15 protein-coding genes are annotated in these 13,553 nt (G+C 64.8%); 8 read left to right on the plus strand and 7 right to left on the minus strand.

Annotated elements, in window-relative coordinates; translation table 11 throughout:
- The first annotated feature begins 39 nt into the window (after nt 1–39).
- A complete protein-coding gene (mobA, locus tag PVW27_RS03540) occupies nt 40–645 on the plus strand; it encodes a molybdenum cofactor guanylyltransferase MobA (protein WP_338019930.1) in 606 nt (201 codons plus the stop codon).
- A complete protein-coding gene (mobB, locus tag PVW27_RS03545) occupies nt 642–1,157 on the plus strand; it encodes a molybdopterin-guanine dinucleotide biosynthesis protein B (protein ID WP_274555164.1) in 516 nt (171 codons plus the stop codon). Before mobA ends, mobB begins: the two co-directional genes overlap by 4 nt.
- Here the strand turns inward: mobB and PVW27_RS03550 are convergent.
- Together PVW27_RS03550 and greA are read right to left on the minus strand one after the other, a co-directional pair.
- Nucleotides 1,154–2,170, minus strand: coding sequence for a hypothetical protein (locus tag PVW27_RS03550; protein ID WP_274555165.1), 1,017 nt, complete (start codon nt 2,168–2,170; stop codon nt 1,154–1,156). The two genes, mobB and PVW27_RS03550, sit on opposite strands and share 4 nt — an antisense overlap.
- Nucleotides 2,171–2,197: 27 nt before the next feature.
- Nucleotides 2,198–2,668: a transcription elongation factor GreA gene (greA, locus tag PVW27_RS03555; RefSeq protein WP_274555166.1), complete on the minus strand. Its 471-nt coding sequence runs from the start codon at nt 2,666–2,668 to the stop codon at nt 2,198–2,200.
- A gap of 249 nt (nt 2,669–2,917) precedes the next feature.
- Here greA and PVW27_RS03560 point away from each other — a divergent pair, with 249 nt between their 5' ends.
- The 3 genes from PVW27_RS03560 (at nt 2,918) to PVW27_RS03570 (ending at nt 7,304) form a co-directional block, all read left to right on the plus strand.
- Complete coding sequence (locus PVW27_RS03560; protein WP_274555167.1) at nt 2,918–4,567, plus strand: electron transfer flavoprotein-ubiquinone oxidoreductase; 1,650 nt, start codon at nt 2,918–2,920, stop codon at nt 4,565–4,567.
- A 246-nt stretch (nt 4,568–4,813) separates the two neighbouring features.
- Complete coding sequence (locus PVW27_RS03565; protein ID WP_274555431.1) at nt 4,814–6,463, plus strand: tetratricopeptide repeat protein; 1,650 nt, start codon at nt 4,814–4,816, stop codon at nt 6,461–6,463.
- Entirely contained in the window at nt 6,453–7,304 is an 852-nt protein-coding gene (locus PVW27_RS03570; protein WP_274555168.1) for a 4-(cytidine 5'-diphospho)-2-C-methyl-D-erythritol kinase, read from the plus strand. The genes PVW27_RS03565 and PVW27_RS03570 overlap by 11 nt, the downstream gene beginning before the upstream one ends.
- Nucleotides 7,305–7,379: 75 nt before the next feature.
- On the opposite strand, the gene PVW27_RS03575 is transcribed toward PVW27_RS03570, so the two are convergent.
- Nucleotides 7,380–8,381: a polyprenyl synthetase family protein gene (locus tag PVW27_RS03575; RefSeq protein WP_274555169.1), complete on the minus strand. Its 1,002-nt coding sequence runs from the start codon at nt 8,379–8,381 to the stop codon at nt 7,380–7,382.
- A 55-nt stretch (nt 8,382–8,436) separates the two neighbouring features.
- Here PVW27_RS03575 and PVW27_RS03580 point away from each other — a divergent pair, with 55 nt between their 5' ends.
- From PVW27_RS03580 to PVW27_RS03590, 3 genes are all read left to right on the plus strand, one after another.
- Nucleotides 8,437–8,652: a putative signal transducing protein gene (locus PVW27_RS03580; RefSeq protein WP_274555170.1), complete on the plus strand. Its 216-nt coding sequence runs from the start codon at nt 8,437–8,439 to the stop codon at nt 8,650–8,652.
- Nucleotides 8,630–9,397, plus strand: coding sequence for a tRNA1(Val) (adenine(37)-N6)-methyltransferase (locus tag PVW27_RS03585; protein WP_274555171.1), 768 nt, complete (start codon nt 8,630–8,632; stop codon nt 9,395–9,397). Before PVW27_RS03580 ends, PVW27_RS03585 begins: the two co-directional genes overlap by 23 nt.
- Before the next feature lie 129 nt (nt 9,398–9,526).
- Nucleotides 9,527–9,697, plus strand: coding sequence for a YdcH family protein (locus PVW27_RS03590; protein WP_274555172.1), 171 nt, complete (start codon nt 9,527–9,529; stop codon nt 9,695–9,697).
- A gap of 91 nt (nt 9,698–9,788) precedes the next feature.
- On the opposite strand, the gene PVW27_RS03595 is transcribed toward PVW27_RS03590, so the two are convergent.
- The 4 genes from PVW27_RS03595 to PVW27_RS03610 all read right to left on the minus strand — a co-directional run bounded on the left by PVW27_RS03595 (nt 9,789) and on the right by PVW27_RS03610 (nt 13,542).
- Nucleotides 9,789–10,394: an alpha/beta hydrolase gene (locus PVW27_RS03595; RefSeq protein ID WP_274555173.1), complete on the minus strand. Its 606-nt coding sequence runs from the start codon at nt 10,392–10,394 to the stop codon at nt 9,789–9,791.
- Nucleotides 10,387–11,319 (minus strand): VOC family protein, encoded by a 933-nt coding sequence (locus PVW27_RS03600; protein WP_274555174.1) that lies wholly within the window; start codon nt 11,317–11,319, stop codon nt 10,387–10,389. Before PVW27_RS03600 ends, PVW27_RS03595 begins: the two co-directional genes overlap by 8 nt.
- 157 nt (nt 11,320–11,476) lie before the next feature.
- On the minus strand, nt 11,477–12,199 hold the full coding sequence (gene phbB / locus PVW27_RS03605; protein ID WP_274555175.1) for an acetoacetyl-CoA reductase: 723 nt from the start codon (nt 12,197–12,199) through the stop codon (nt 11,477–11,479).
- Nucleotides 12,200–12,366: 167 nt separating this feature from the next.
- Entirely contained in the window at nt 12,367–13,542 is a 1,176-nt protein-coding gene (locus PVW27_RS03610) for an acetyl-CoA C-acetyltransferase (protein WP_274555176.1), read from the minus strand.
- Between the last annotated feature and the right edge of the window lie 11 nt (nt 13,543–13,553).

A 13,553-nucleotide genomic window follows, 5' to 3' on the forward strand; every position in this document is an offset into this window, starting at 1 on the left:
GCGTGGCCTACCCCTAAGCGGTGGCCGGGGGAGATTCAATTGCCGATCAAGCAGGTTGCAGGGGTCATTCTGGCAGGAGGGCAGGCGCGGCGCATGGGGGGCGGCGACAAATGCCTGTTGCCGCTGGCCGAGGGGCAGGTTGTTCTGGACGAGATTGTCGCGCGGCTGTCGGGGCAGGTGGCGTGTCTGGCGCTGAATGCCAATGGCGATCCGGCGCGGTTTGGCGCGTGGAATCTGCCGGTTCTGTCGGATGAGATGGCGGATGCGGGGCCGCTGGCAGGTGTGCTGGCGGCGATGGGCTGGGCGCAGGGGCAGGGCTGTGACGCGGTCGTCACCGTGGCGGGGGACACGCCGTTTTTTCCGGGTGATCTGGTGGCGCGACTGGCGGCAGGCGGCGGGGCGGTGGCTTTCGCTGCGACCGACCGGGTGCATCCTGTCTTTGCGCTGTGGGACGTGGCGCTGGCCCCGGCGCTGCGCGCGGCGCTGGCGGATGGCACGCGGCGGGTGATGGCGTTCGCGACGGCGCAGGGCGCGGTGGAGGTTGTCTTTCCGGTGACGGGGGCTGTTGATCCGTTTTTCAACATCAACACCCCGGACGATCTGGCGCGGGCGCGGGATCTTGTCGCCAAGGGAGTGCAGGCATGAAGGTTTACGGTGTCATCGGCTGGAAGAATTCGGGCAAGACCGGGCTGATGGAGCGGTTGATCGCCGAGATCCGGGCACGCGGGTTGAGCGTGTCCAGCATCAAGCATGCGCATCATGCCTTTGATATCGACCAGCCCGGCAAGGACAGTTTCCGGCACAGGCAGGCGGGGGCGGGCGAGGTGCTTTTGGCCTCAGCCCGGCGCTGGGTTCTGATGCATGAGAACGAGAACGAGGAGGAGCCGCCCTTGGCCGCGTTGCTGGCGCGGCTGTCGCCGGTCGATCTGGTGCTGGTGGAGGGTTACAAGCGCGACGCTCACCCCAAGATCGAGGCGCATCGCGCGGCGACCGGGCAGCCGCTGATCGCGCCGGATGACCCCACCGTGCGCGCGGTCGCCAGTGAGACGGTGCAGGGCTTGGCCGCGATGGGCTGGCATGGTGCGGCTTTTGATCTGAACGACGCGGCCGGGATTGCGGATTTCATTCTGTCGGATCTGGGCTTCCGGGCGACCTAGTCGAAGATCCCCGCGACGCGGCCCAGCAGCATGAAGGCCCGCGCCGTGCGGGTGTTCGACAGGTCCGAGATTTCGGCATCCGTGGCGTCTTTCTCGAATTCCGCGAACATCTTGTCGAAGCGGCGCAGGAAGTGATGCGCGGCATCGCGGAAGATCGGGTCCTGCTTCATGCGTCCGGCGGTGAGGGCCAGAGAGGAGCGGTCGCGGATGCCGCCCAGCGCCGCGATGGCGCGGCCACGTTCGCCACCGGCAAAACGGCGCCAGATTTCGGGGCGGGCCATGTCGGGGCGCAGGTCGTCCATGTAGATGCCGTCCTGTGACAGCAGGGTCAGCACGTCCTGACTGGCCTGCACCAGTTGCGCCGCCTGCCGGTCGCGCAGGGCCTTGCGCAGGGCGGCGAAACCTTCCTCATCCTCGGCGGTTTCGGGGAAATTCATGGCGCGGATGAAATCCTCGCGCGAGAGGGGCGGCCCCATGTCCTCGGCGGGGGTGCCAAGCGGCAGATTGGCCTGATCCTCGGCCCCGTTTTGCGCGGCGGTTTCTGGTTTCGGCCGCAGCGGCGCGGTCTGGGGGCGGCTGGACGTGAACTTGGCCAGTGCCGTTTCGGTCTTGCGCGTGGCGGCGGCGATCTCGTCCAGTTTGCGGGCGACAGATGGTTCGGCCGACAGCGCGCGGCCCTGGGATTGTGCCACATAGGCCTGCCGGATCGCGTCGATGGCGGCCTGCAAACGCTGGCTTTCCTCGCGCATCACGCGGCTGGCGCGGGCGGCGGTGGCGCCGACCCAGATCATCGCCACCGGCATGAACATCGCCAGCATCGTCATCATGAAGCGCAGCGCCCCGCCCTCATCCGGGACCTGGGAGGCGGGGACCAGAAGGAAGAACAACCCGCAGCCCAGAAGCCAGAGCAGCGACAGCGCAATCGCGATCACCTCGATCGAGGTGATCTGTGCGGCGCGCGTGCGATCATAGATCCCAAGCGGTGTGGATTTCCCGTCATTTCTTCCGACCATGGGCCAGATATTCCCTGCAAATAGGGGTCAAATATAGGCGATCTTGACGATTTCGTAAGATTTCTCGCCGCCGGGGGTGCGAACCTCGACGGAATCACCTTCGTCCTTGCCGATCAGGGCGCGCGCAATGGGCGACTTGATGTTGAGCAGGCCCTTTTCGATGCTGGCCTCGTGTTCGCCCACGATCTGCCAGGTCTTTTCCTCGTCGGTATCCTCGTCCACCAGCGTGACGGTGGCCCCGAACTTGATCGCACCGGAGAGGGCCTTGGGATCGATCACCTCGGCCAGCGAGATGATGCCCTCAAGCTCCTTGATGCGGCCTTCGATGAAGGACTGCTTTTCGCGGGCGGAGTGGTATTCCGCATTCTCGGACAGGTCGCCATGTTCCCGCGCCTCGGCAATCGCCTTGATGATCGCGGGCCGTTCGACGGATTTCAACTGCTTCAACTCGGCCTCGAGCGCGGCATGTCCCGCGCGGGTCATAGGTATCTTTTCCATCCAACGGGTTCCGTGTACTTGATCTGCGGGAAATGACCCGGTTTGCTTTCGGGTTTTGGTGCGCTACACCCTGCCCCAGGGCGCATTGCCTTTGCAATAGTCGAAGCCGGATACCGGCGCAACCGCGCCCGACTGCGCTGGAAACGCCGATTTGAGCGGTTTAACGTCGTGTCGTGATTGACGCGCAATGCTGCGGCGCGGTAACCATCGGCGCAATTTTCTTGCGCGCACTGTCAAAAGGGGCCAGCCATGTCGGATATCACACGCGAAACCATGGAATATGACGTCGTCATCGTGGGGGCAGGTCCCGCGGGTCTGTCTGCCGCAATCCGGCTGAAGCAACTGGATGCCGATCTGAACGTCGTCGTTCTGGAAAAGGGTTCGGAAGTGGGCGCCCATATCCTGTCCGGCGCGGTTCTGGACCCGGTGGGTCTGGATGCGCTGATCCCCGACTGGAAAGAGAAGGGCGCGCCGCTGAACGTGCCGGTCACGCATGACAACTTCTACATGCTGGGCGAGGCGGGCGAGGTCCGCATCCCGAACTGGCCGATGCCGCCCCTGATGAACAACCACGGCAATTACATCGTGTCGATGGGCAATGTCTGCCGCTGGATGGCGGAACAGGCCGAAGCGCTTGGGGTCGAGATCTTCCCCGGCATGTCCTGCTCGGCCATGGTTTATGGCGACAACGGCGAGGTCAAGGGCGTGGTCGCGGGCGAGTTCGGGCGCAATCCCGATGGCACGCAGGGTGACGCCTATGAGCCGGGGATGGAGCTGCACGGCAAGTATGTCTTCCTCTGCGAGGGGGTGCGCGGGTCGCTGTCCAAGGAGGTGATCGCGAAATACGATCTGTCCAAGGGCAAGGAACCGCAGAAATACGGGCTTGGGATGAAAGAGATCTGGGAGGTCGACCCCGCCAAGCATCGCGAGGGAACGGTGACCCATACGATGGGCTGGCCGCTGGGCAGCAATGCCGGCGGCGGGTCCTTCATCTATCATCTTGAGAACAATCAGGTCTATGTCGGCTTCGTGGTTCACCTGAATTACAAGAACCCGCATCTTTTCCCCTATATGGAATTCCAGCGTTTCAAGCATCACCCGATGGTGGCCGAGCTTCTGAACGGAGGCAAGCGGGTGGCCTATGGCGCGCGGGCGATCACCGAGGGTGGCTATCAGTCCATGCCCAAGATGGTGGCACCCGGTGTGGCGCTGCTGGGCTGTTCGGTGGGCATGGTCAACGTGCCGCGCATCAAGGGCAACCACAATGCGATGCTGTCGGGCAAGGCTGCGGCCGAGGCGGCCTTTGAGGCGATCAAGGCGGGCCGGGCCAGCGACGAACTGACGGATTACGAAACGGAAGTGCGTGACGGGGCCATTGGCCGCGATCTCAAGAAGGTGCGCAACGTCAAGCCGCTCTGGTCGAAATACGGCCTGACGGCCAGCCTTGCGCTGGGCGGGTTCGACATGTGGACCAATACGCTGGGCTTTTCGCTGCTGGGGACGATGGGGCATGACAAGACCGATGCGGCCGCCACGGAACCGGCGGACAAGCACAAGCCGATCGACTATCCCAAGCCTGACGGGAAGCTGTCCTTCGACCGTCTGACCAATGTCAGCTTCTCGATGACCAACCACGAGGAGCATCAGCCCTGCCATCTGCAACTGCGGGACCCGTCGATCCCGATCGCGGTGAACCTGCCGAAATACGCCGAACCCGCGCAGCGCTATTGCCCGGCCGGTGTTTATGAGGTGGTGGCCGAAGAGGGCAAGGACCCGCGCTTTGTCATCAACTTCCAGAACTGCGTCCATTGCAAGACCTGCGACATCAAGGACCCCAGCCAGAATATCAACTGGGTGACGCCGCAGGGGGGTGACGGGCCGAACTATCCGAACATGTAAGCGGAAGGATCGGGCAGACCTGCCCCGTATTGCGGCGGAAAGGTGATCAGAGAGGCGGCGAATTGCCGCCTCTCATTGCGTTTGGCCGCAGAAACGCTAGGCTTTATCCTTGAGGAGAGGGTTTGCCCTGTGCAGACCCCGAAAACAGGCTTGGATCAACCGGGAGGCGTGGCAGTGTCGGGCAGAAAATGGGCGGGACGGTCGCTGGTCGTGGCGATATGCGCGGCGCTTGTCGGCGGGTCCGCCATGGGCGGCAGTGCCCGGGCCGAGCCGAATACCGGGGCCTATCTGGCGGCGCGGCAGGCCGTGCTGTTGGGAGATTACACGGCGGCGGCGGATTACTTCACGCAAGCCCTGACACGCGATCCCTCCAACGCGATGTTGATGGAGAACGCGGTGCTGTCCTTCCTGTCGCTGGGCGATCTGGACCGGGCCTTGCCCATCGCGCGCAAGATGGAGGCGGACGGGCTGCAAAGCCAGGTCGCGAGCATGGTGCTGGCCGCGGCCGAGGCGCGCAACGGAGAATTCGACGCGCTTCTGAGCCGCATGTCCGAGGAACGCGGCACCGGGCCGCTGGTCGACGGGCTGACGATCGCATGGGCCCAGATGGGCAAGGGCGATGTGAGCGCGGCGCTGGCCACGTTCGACAAGCTGGCCGCCGAAGACGGGCTTGGCCCCTTTGCCAGCTATCACAAGGCACTGGCGCTGGCGATGGTGGGGGATTTCGAGGGGGCCGAGGCGATCTTTGCCGCCGAGTCGGGAGGGCCGCTGCAACTGACCCGTCGCGCCGCCATCGCGCGGGTGCAGATCCTTAGCCAGTTGGACCGCGATCCCGAGGCGGTCGAGATGCTGGACCAGATGTTCGGCCCGGATCTTGATCCTGCGTTGACCGCGATGCGGGCGGCGCTGGTCGAGGATTCGGTGCTGCCGTTCAACCTGATCACCAACCCGACCGACGGTATCGCCGAGGTGTTCCACACCGTGGCCTCTTTCCTGCGCCGTGAGGCGGGGGATGAATACACGCTGCTCTTCTCGCGCGTGGCATCCTATCTGAGGCCGGATCATACGGACGCCATCCTGCAAAGCGCCTCGTTGCTGGAATCGATGGAGAAGTTCGATCTTGCGGTGGCGACCTACAAGCAGGTGCCCGCAAACGATCCCTCGTTCCATGCGGCGGAACTGGGCCGGGCCGAGGCGCTGCGCAAACTGGACCGGCTGGATGCGGCGTCCGAGGTGCTGGAGCAGTTGACCCGCAGCCATGGCGATCTGCCCATCGTGCATGTCACGCTGGGTGATCTGATGCGCCAGATGGAGCGTTTCGGGGATGCGGTCACCGCTTATGATACTGCGGTGGCGCTGTATCCGTCCGAGGATGGGGGGCATTGGTTCATCTACTATGCCCGCGCCATTGCCCATGAGCGGCAGGACAACTGGGAAAAGGCCGAGGCGGATTTCCGCAAGGCGCTGGAACTGAATCCGGATCAGCCGCAGGTGTTGAACTATCTGGGCTATTCGCTGGTGGAAAAGCAGATCAAGCTGGACGAGGCGCTTGACATGATCGAGCGCGCGGTCGCGGCGCGCCCTGACAGCGGCTATATCGTGGACAGTCTGGGATGGGTGCTATACCGCCTTGGCCGCTATGAAGAGGCGGTGGTCCATATGGAGCGCGCGGCAGAGTTGATGCCCGTCGATCCGATCGTGAACGACCATCTGGGGGATGTCCTCTGGGCCGTGGGGCGCTATCGCGAGGCCGAATTCCAGTGGACCCGTGCCCTGTCCTTTGATCCCGAGGAAAAGGACGCCGTGCGAATCCGCCGCAAGCTTGAGGTCGGGCTGGATGTGGTGCTGGCGGAAGAGGGTGCGCAGCCCCTGGCCCGCGTGGCGAATGGCAACTGACACGGGCGGCGCAGTGCGCGGCCATGTGGAGCTGGCCCCGGCCAAGATCAACCTGACGCTGCATGTCACGGGCCAGCGGGCCGATGGCTATCACCTGCTGGACAGTCTGGTGGTCTTTGCCGATGTCGGGGACAGGCTGACCCTGCGACGGGCGGATCGGCCCGCGCTGACGGTGACGGGGCCGATGGCGGCGGGCGTGCCGGTGGGACCTGAGAATCTGGTGCTGCGGGCGGCGGCGCGGATGGGCGTTGATCTGGAGATCGGGTTGGAGAAGCATCTGCCCTCGGCCGCCGGGATCGGGGGCGGGTCCTCGGATGCCGCTGCCGTGCTGCGGGGGGCTGTGGCCTTGGTGCCGGGGCTCCACCTGCCGGCGGATCAGGGCCTGTCACTGGGGGCGGATGTGCCGGTCTGCCTGATGGCGCGGGCTGCGCGGATGCGGGGCATCGGTGAGGATGTGGTGCCGGTGGAGGGTTTGCCGCCGCTGTATGCCGTGCTGGTCAATCCGGGGGTCAGCGTCTCGACCGCCGTGATCTTCCGCAGTCTGGCGCGCAAGGACAATGCGGCCATGCCGGATGTGTTGCCGCGCTGGGCCGATGCGGGGGATCTGGCGGCTTGGCTGGCGGGACAGCGCAACGACATGCAGGACGCGGCTGTCGCGGCGGCGCCGGTCGTCGGTGAGGTGATCGCGGCGATTGGCGCAACAGCGGGGTGTTTGCTGGCGCGGATGTCGGGGTCCGGGGCGACCTGTTTCGGGCTTTATGCGGATGCGGATGCGGCGGCGCGGGCGGCGGATGCCTTGACGCGGCCCGGTTGGTGGGTGCGGGCCGCGCGCCTGTCCTGAGGGGTTGCGCCCGGCGGCGCCGGCGGAGCCTCCGGCGGGAGTATTTCCGGCAAGATGAAGCGGCAGGGGCAGCGCTTAGCGTAAGCGGGCCACGACGTAGTCGGCCAGATCCACAAGCATTTGCCGCAGGGGGTGATCGGGAAGGGTCTGCATCGCATCCTTGGCGCGGTCGGCCCAGCGGATTGCATCGGCGCGGGTGGCGTCGAGCGTGGCGTGGCTCTGCATCAGGGCGATGGCATGGTCCAGATCGCCGTCGCGCTGGTCGCCCTTTTCGATGGTGCGCGACCAGAAGGCGCGCTCTTCCGGGGTGGCCCGGGCCACGGCCTTGATGACGGGCAGGGTCAGCTTGCGTTCGCGGAAATCGTCGCCCACGTTCTTGCCGGTTTCCTTGCTGTCGCCTTGGTAATCCAGAAGGTCGTCGACGATCTGGAAGGCGATCCCCAGCGCGTCGCCATAGTCGAACAGTGCCTGCACCTGCGCGGGGCTGGCACCCGCCAGAACGCCGCCGGATTCGGTAGCGGCGGAGAAGAGGGCGGCGGTCTTGCCGCGCACGACTTGCAGATAGATGCCCTCATCCGTGCGCAGGTCCTGCGCGGCGGTGAGTTGGAGCACCTCGCCCTCGGCAATCGTTGCGGCGGCGTTGGACAGGATTTCCAGCACGCGCAGGTTGCCCGGCTCCACCATCAACTGAAAGGCGCGGGCGAAGAGGTAATCCCCCACCAGCACCGAGGATTTGTTGTCCCACAGAAGGTTTGCCGTGGGCCGTCCACGGCGCTGCGCGCTTTCATCCACCACGTCGTCATGCAGCAAGGTTGCGGTGTGGATGAATTCGACCGTCGCGGCCAGATGCACATGATAGGGGCCGTCGTAGCCGCAGAGTTCGGCCGCGGCCAGCGTCAGCATCGGGCGCAGGCGTTTGCCGCCCGCCCCCACCAGATGCGCGGTCACCTGCGGGATGCGGGGCGCGTGTTCCGAGGCCATGCGGTCCGCGATCAGGGCGTTCACCGCCTCCATCCCCTCGGCCAGATGCTGGGCCAGCAATTCATGCGGTTTGGTGGAAGCGCGGTCGAGGCTCATGTTTTCCCTGCTGCACGGGTCGACAAATCGCGCACCATGCCCTTATCTGCCCTGTATGAAACAACTGATGCGCACCAATAATCCGGTCTCGATGGCGATGGCCACATCCTTGCTTCAGGGCGAGGGTATAGACTGCTTTGAAATCGACGTAAACATGAGCGTCCTTGAAGGCAGCATCGGCATTTTGCCGCGCCGCCTGATGGTGCGGGACGAGGATTACGATGCCGCGCTGCGGGTCATCACCGACAATGGCATGGGACCCGATGGATGAGGCCACGCTGAGCCGCGACGCCTTTCTGGGCGGGCGGTTGCAGATCTGGCAACCCCGGCGCGGCTATCGCGCGGGGGTCGATCCGGTGCTGCTGGCGGCATCCGTTCCGGCGCGGACCGGGCAATCGGTGCTGGAGTTGGGCTGCGGTGTGGGCGTCGCGTCGCTGTGTCTGGCGGCGCGGGTGCCGGGGCTGGCGCTGACGGGGGTGGAGATCCAGCCCGACTATGCCGATCTGGCGCGGCGCAATGCCTGTGACATGGCGGCCCCGTTCGAGGTCGTGACGGCTGACCTGACCGCCCTGCCTGCCGATCTGCGCCAGCGGCGGTTCGATCATGTGATCGCCAATCCGCCTTATTTCCTGCGGGATCAGAGCACGCCTGCCACCGATACCGGGCGCGAGACGGCGTTGGGTGAGCGTGTATCACTGGCCGGCTGGGTCGAGGTGGCCGCGCGCCGGGTGGTCGATGGCGGCTATGTGACCTTTATCCAGCGGGCCGAACGCCTGCCCGAATTGATGGCGCTGATGACCGCGCGGCTGGGATCGGTGGAGGTGCTGCCGCTGACGCCGCGCCGGGGCAGGCCCGCGCAACTGGTGCTCATCCGGGGGCGCAAGGGGGGGCGCGCGGCTTTTCGCCTGTGCGACTCGGTGCTGATGCATGAAGGTGCGGCGCATGACGGGGATCGCGACAGCTATACCCCGCTGGTCGGATCGGTGCTGCGCGACGGGGCGGGGCTGCCTTTCTGACGGGCGCAACCATGAATTGTTTCAATTCTGTTGGAAATTCTTTGCCTGATGCTGCGGGTGCAGCGTGACTTGCTGCTGATTCTGTGATGCACTTGTCATGTGATGTTCACATATGAGAGGAGAATGCCAATGAGCTTGAGTTCGCATGTCGAGGAACTGAAGAAGAAACACCGCACGCTCTCGGACAAGGTTGAGGAAGCGCAACGCGCGCCGGGCGTCAGCACTGCTGAAATCGCCACCCTCAAGAAGCAGAAATTGCGCCTGAAAGAAGAAATCGAGCGCCTGAGCGCTAACGCCTGAATACCCCAACACGCGTAGAACAAGCCCTCGACCCTGTCGGGGCAAGGTCAGCCATGGATTTGGCTGACCTTTTATCATGGTGGCGACGGGATCAGGCCGCCATGAAATCGGTGACGGCCTGCACCTCTCCTTGCGTGATCTCGTGCCCGCCGGAATGCCATTCCAGCGTCACATCCGCGCCCTGCGCCGTCAGGTAATCCGCCAGTGCCTGCGTCAGCGGTGCCGGGCAGATCGGATCGCGTTGCCCGGCGGTGATCAGGACCCGGCGTCCCGCGAGGCCCGGTTGTGGCGCGGGTGTCCAGGGGATCAGCGGGTGCATCAGCACCATGCGGTCCACCAGATCGGGATGGTCCAGCGCCACCGCCATCAGGATATTGGCCCCGTTGGAATAGCCGAGGCCCGCGACCTGACCCGCTGCGGTGCGGGTCTTGTGATCCAGAATGAACCGCGCCATCCGGTCGCGCCGCTTGGCCAGATCGTCCATGTCGTAGACGCCCTCTCCGGTGCGGCGGAAATAGCGGTTCATGCCGCCTTCAAGCACATCGCCGCGCGGCGAGACGACATGCGCGCCGGGGATCAGCCGCTCGGCAAAGCCGTGGAACTGATGTTCTGTCCCGCCGGTGCCGTGAAAAGTCAACAGCAGGGGCGCGCCTGCGCGCCCCCGCGTCTCGGCATAGGTATAGGAGGTGTCAGTCACGGATCGGCTCCAGATAGCGCTGCTCCAGAACATCGCGAAGATGCGCGTGCTGCTTGGGCAGTTTCAGGGCTTGCCCCAGATGGGCGCTATCCTCGTCGCGGTCGAAGCCGGGTTCGTTGGTCGCCACTTCGAACAGGACGCCGCCGGGGGTGCGGAAGTAGATCGCCCAGAAGTAATCGCGGTCGATCACGGGCGTCACCTGCCAGCCGGTATCCAGAAGCGCCTTGCGCACCTCTAGCTGCGCGGCGCGGTCGGTGACCGAGAAGGCCAGATGGTGCACGGAGCCTGCACCCTGCTGCGCCGGGGCGGCGCCGGGCAGGGTTTCGATATCCACGACATCCGCGCCATTGCCGCCAGAAATGCGGAAGCGGGTGATGTCGCCTTGGGTGTCGGTCTGTTCATAACCCATGAAGCGCAGCAGTTCGGCGCTGGCCCCGGCGTCGCGCAGGCGCATGTCGGCGGAGTGGAAGCCGCGGATCGCGTGATCGGCGCTGATGCCCTGACCTTCCCACGGCGCGCGGTCGTCATCCACCTCGACCAGTGCGAAACCATCGCCATCGGGGCCGTCAAAGCGCAGGCGGTTTTCGCCGAAGCGCGTCTCCGGCTTGATATTCTTCACGTCGAAGGTCGCCAGACGATCTGCCCAGAAGGGCAGCGACCCTTTGGGCACGGCGAAGGTGGTCACGCTGACCTCGCCCGCGCCGGGGCGGCCACGGCGGGCGCCCGGAAAGGGGAAATAGGTCATGACCGAACCCGGTGTGCCCATCTCGTCGCCGTAATAGAGGTGATAGACTTCTGGCGCGTCGAAATTGACCGTTTTCTTGACGCGGCGCAGGCCGAGGGTCTTGGTGAAAAAATCGTTGTTGGATTGTGCCCCGCTGGCCAGCGAGGTCACGTGGTGCAGTCCGTTGATCTGGGTGAGCATGTCGGTTCTCCTTTGCAGCAGAATATGCGCTGCACCGGCGCGCAGAAAACACGCATCCCGGCGCGTATTCTGTGCAGGATCGCACATGACGGGCCGGACGTGGACATGAAAAAGCCCCCTGCGTTGCGGCAGGGGGCTGTGGGTGCCTTGGGCCGGATCAGACGAAGAATTGCGCGCCGTTGGCGGAAATGGTCGAGCCATTGATGAAGCCCGAGTCGTCCGAGGCGAGGAAGACCACGCAGCGGGCGATCTCTTCCGGTTCGCCCAGACGACCGGCGGGGATTTGCGCGATGATGCTTTCGCGGACCTTTTCCGGCACCGCCATCACCATGTCGGTGGCGATATAGCCGGGGCAGATCGCGTTGGCTGTGATGCCGAAGCGCGCGCCTTCCTGTGCCAGTGACTTGACGATGCCCAGATCGCCCGCTTTGGACGCGGCATAGTTCACCTGTGCGAACTGGCCCTTCTGGCCGTTGATCGACGAGATGATGATGACGCGGCCGAACTTGCGTTCGCGCATGCCGGGCCAGATCGGATGGGTCATGTTGAACACGCCGGTGAGGTTGGTGTCGATCACCTCGTGCCACTGCTGCGGGGTCATCTTGTGAAAAGGGGCGTCGCGGGTGATGCCCGCGTTGTTGACCAGCACGTCGATGGGGCCGACTTCGGCCTCGACCTTGGCGATTCCGGCGGCGCATTCCTCGTAATTGCCGACGTTCCACTTGTAGGTCTTGATCCCCGTGTCCTTGGTGAATGCCGCGGCGGCCTCGTCATTGCCGGCATAGGTGGCCGCGACGGTGTAGCCCGCATCGCGCAAGGCGATGGAAATGGCCGCGCCGATCCCGCGTGATCCGCCTGTGACGAGTGCTGTTCTTGCCATGATATCCTCCAATTTGGCTGTGCTTCGGTAACTTGGTTACTTTGAAAGGTGTTGATACGCAAGAATGTTGCGCGAAGTTTTGCGGCTCCGGCGCGATTTTTTCCGATAGGCGGAAAAACAAAGGGGCGCCCGATGGCGCCCCTTGATATCCATCCGCCCGCTGCGGATCAGGCCCGCTCGAGGCACATGGCCACGCCCATGCCGCCACCGATGCATAGCGTGGCCAGACCCCGCTTGGCATCGCGGCGCTGCATTTCGAACAGCAGCGTGTTCAGGATGCGGCAGCCCGAGGCGCCGATGGGGTGGCCGATGGCGATGGCGCCGCCGTTTACGTTCACGATGGACGGGTCCCAGCCCATGTCCTTGTTCACGGCGCAGGCCTGCGCGGCGAAAGCCTCGTTCGCTTCGACCAGATCCAGATCCTCGACCGACCAGCCCGCCTTGGCCAGCGCCTTGCGGCTGGCGTGGATCGGACCGACGCCCATGATGGACGGGTCCAGACCGGCGGTGGCATAGGAGGCGATGCGCGCCAGCGGGGTGATGCCGCGCTTTTCCGCCTCGTCCGCGGTCATCAGCAGCACGGCCGCAGCGCCGTCGTTCAGGCCGGAGGCATTGGCCGCCGTGACCGAGCCGTCGCGGGTGAAGGCCGGGCGCAGTTTTTGCAGCGCATCCATGGTGGCGCCGTGGCGGATGTATTCATCCTTGTTGATGATGATGTCGCCCTTGCGCGATTTCACAACGAAATCAATGACCTCATCGTCGAAGCGCCCGGCTTTCTGCGCGGCTTCGGCCTTGTGCTGGCTGGCGAGGGCGAATTCGTCCTGCGCGTCGCGGCTGATCTGCCATTTTTCGGCGACGTTTTCGGCGGTCTGGCCCATGTGATAGCCGTTGAAGGCATCCCACAGACCGTCGCGGATCATCGAGTCGATATAGGAGACATCGCCCATCTTCACGCCCGCGCGCAGATGCGCGACATGGGGGCTGAGGGTCATGTTTTCCTGACCGCCTGCGGCCACGATGGACGCATCGCCCAACTGGATATGCTGTGCGGCCAGTGCGACAGCGCGCAGACCCGAACCGCAAACCTGATTGATCGACCAGGCCGAGGATTCGATTGGCAGGCCGGCGTTCACATGCGCCTGACGTGCGGGGTTCTGGCCCTGACCTGCGGTCAGCACCTGACCGAGGATGGTTTCGGACACTTCGGATTTGTCGATGCCCGCGCGGGATACGACAGCCTCAAGCACGGCGGACCCCAGATCATGGGCGGGCGTGTTGGCGAATGCGCCCCCGAAAGAGCCGACAGCGGTGCGCGCTGCCGAGGCGATTACGACATTGGTCATGTATATCCTCC

Source organism: Seohaeicola sp. 4SK31 (genome assembly GCF_028802875.1).
GTDB lineage: Bacteria > Pseudomonadota > Alphaproteobacteria > Rhodobacterales > Rhodobacteraceae > Seohaeicola.

Coding starts and splice junctions, on each gene's coding strand:
- mobB (WP_274555164.1), top strand. CDS start 642: ATGAAGGTTTACGGTGTCATCGGCTGGAAGAATTCGGGCAAGACCGGG.
- PVW27_RS03550 (WP_274555165.1), bottom strand. CDS start 2,170: ATGGTCGGAAGAAATGACGGGAAATCCACACCGCTTGGGATCTATGAT.
- greA (WP_274555166.1), bottom strand. CDS start 2,668: ATGGAAAAGATACCTATGACCCGCGCGGGACATGCCGCGCTCGAGGCC.
- PVW27_RS03560 (WP_274555167.1), top strand. CDS start 2,918: ATGTCGGATATCACACGCGAAACCATGGAATATGACGTCGTCATCGTG.
- PVW27_RS03565 (WP_274555431.1), top strand. CDS start 4,814: ATGGGCGGCAGTGCCCGGGCCGAGCCGAATACCGGGGCCTATCTGGCG.
- PVW27_RS03570 (WP_274555168.1), top strand. CDS start 6,453: ATGGCAACTGACACGGGCGGCGCAGTGCGCGGCCATGTGGAGCTGGCC.
- PVW27_RS03575 (WP_274555169.1), bottom strand. CDS start 8,381: ATGAGCCTCGACCGCGCTTCCACCAAACCGCATGAATTGCTGGCCCAG.
- PVW27_RS03580 (WP_274555170.1), top strand. CDS start 8,437: ATGAAACAACTGATGCGCACCAATAATCCGGTCTCGATGGCGATGGCC.
- PVW27_RS03585 (WP_274555171.1), top strand. CDS start 8,630: ATGGCATGGGACCCGATGGATGAGGCCACGCTGAGCCGCGACGCCTTT.
- PVW27_RS03590 (WP_274555172.1), top strand. CDS start 9,527: ATGAGCTTGAGTTCGCATGTCGAGGAACTGAAGAAGAAACACCGCACG.
- PVW27_RS03600 (WP_274555174.1), bottom strand. CDS start 11,319: ATGCTCACCCAGATCAACGGACTGCACCACGTGACCTCGCTGGCCAGC.
- phbB (WP_274555175.1), bottom strand. CDS start 12,199: ATGGCAAGAACAGCACTCGTCACAGGCGGATCACGCGGGATCGGCGCG.
- PVW27_RS03610 (WP_274555176.1), bottom strand. CDS start 13,542: ATGACCAATGTCGTAATCGCCTCGGCAGCGCGCACCGCTGTCGGCTCT.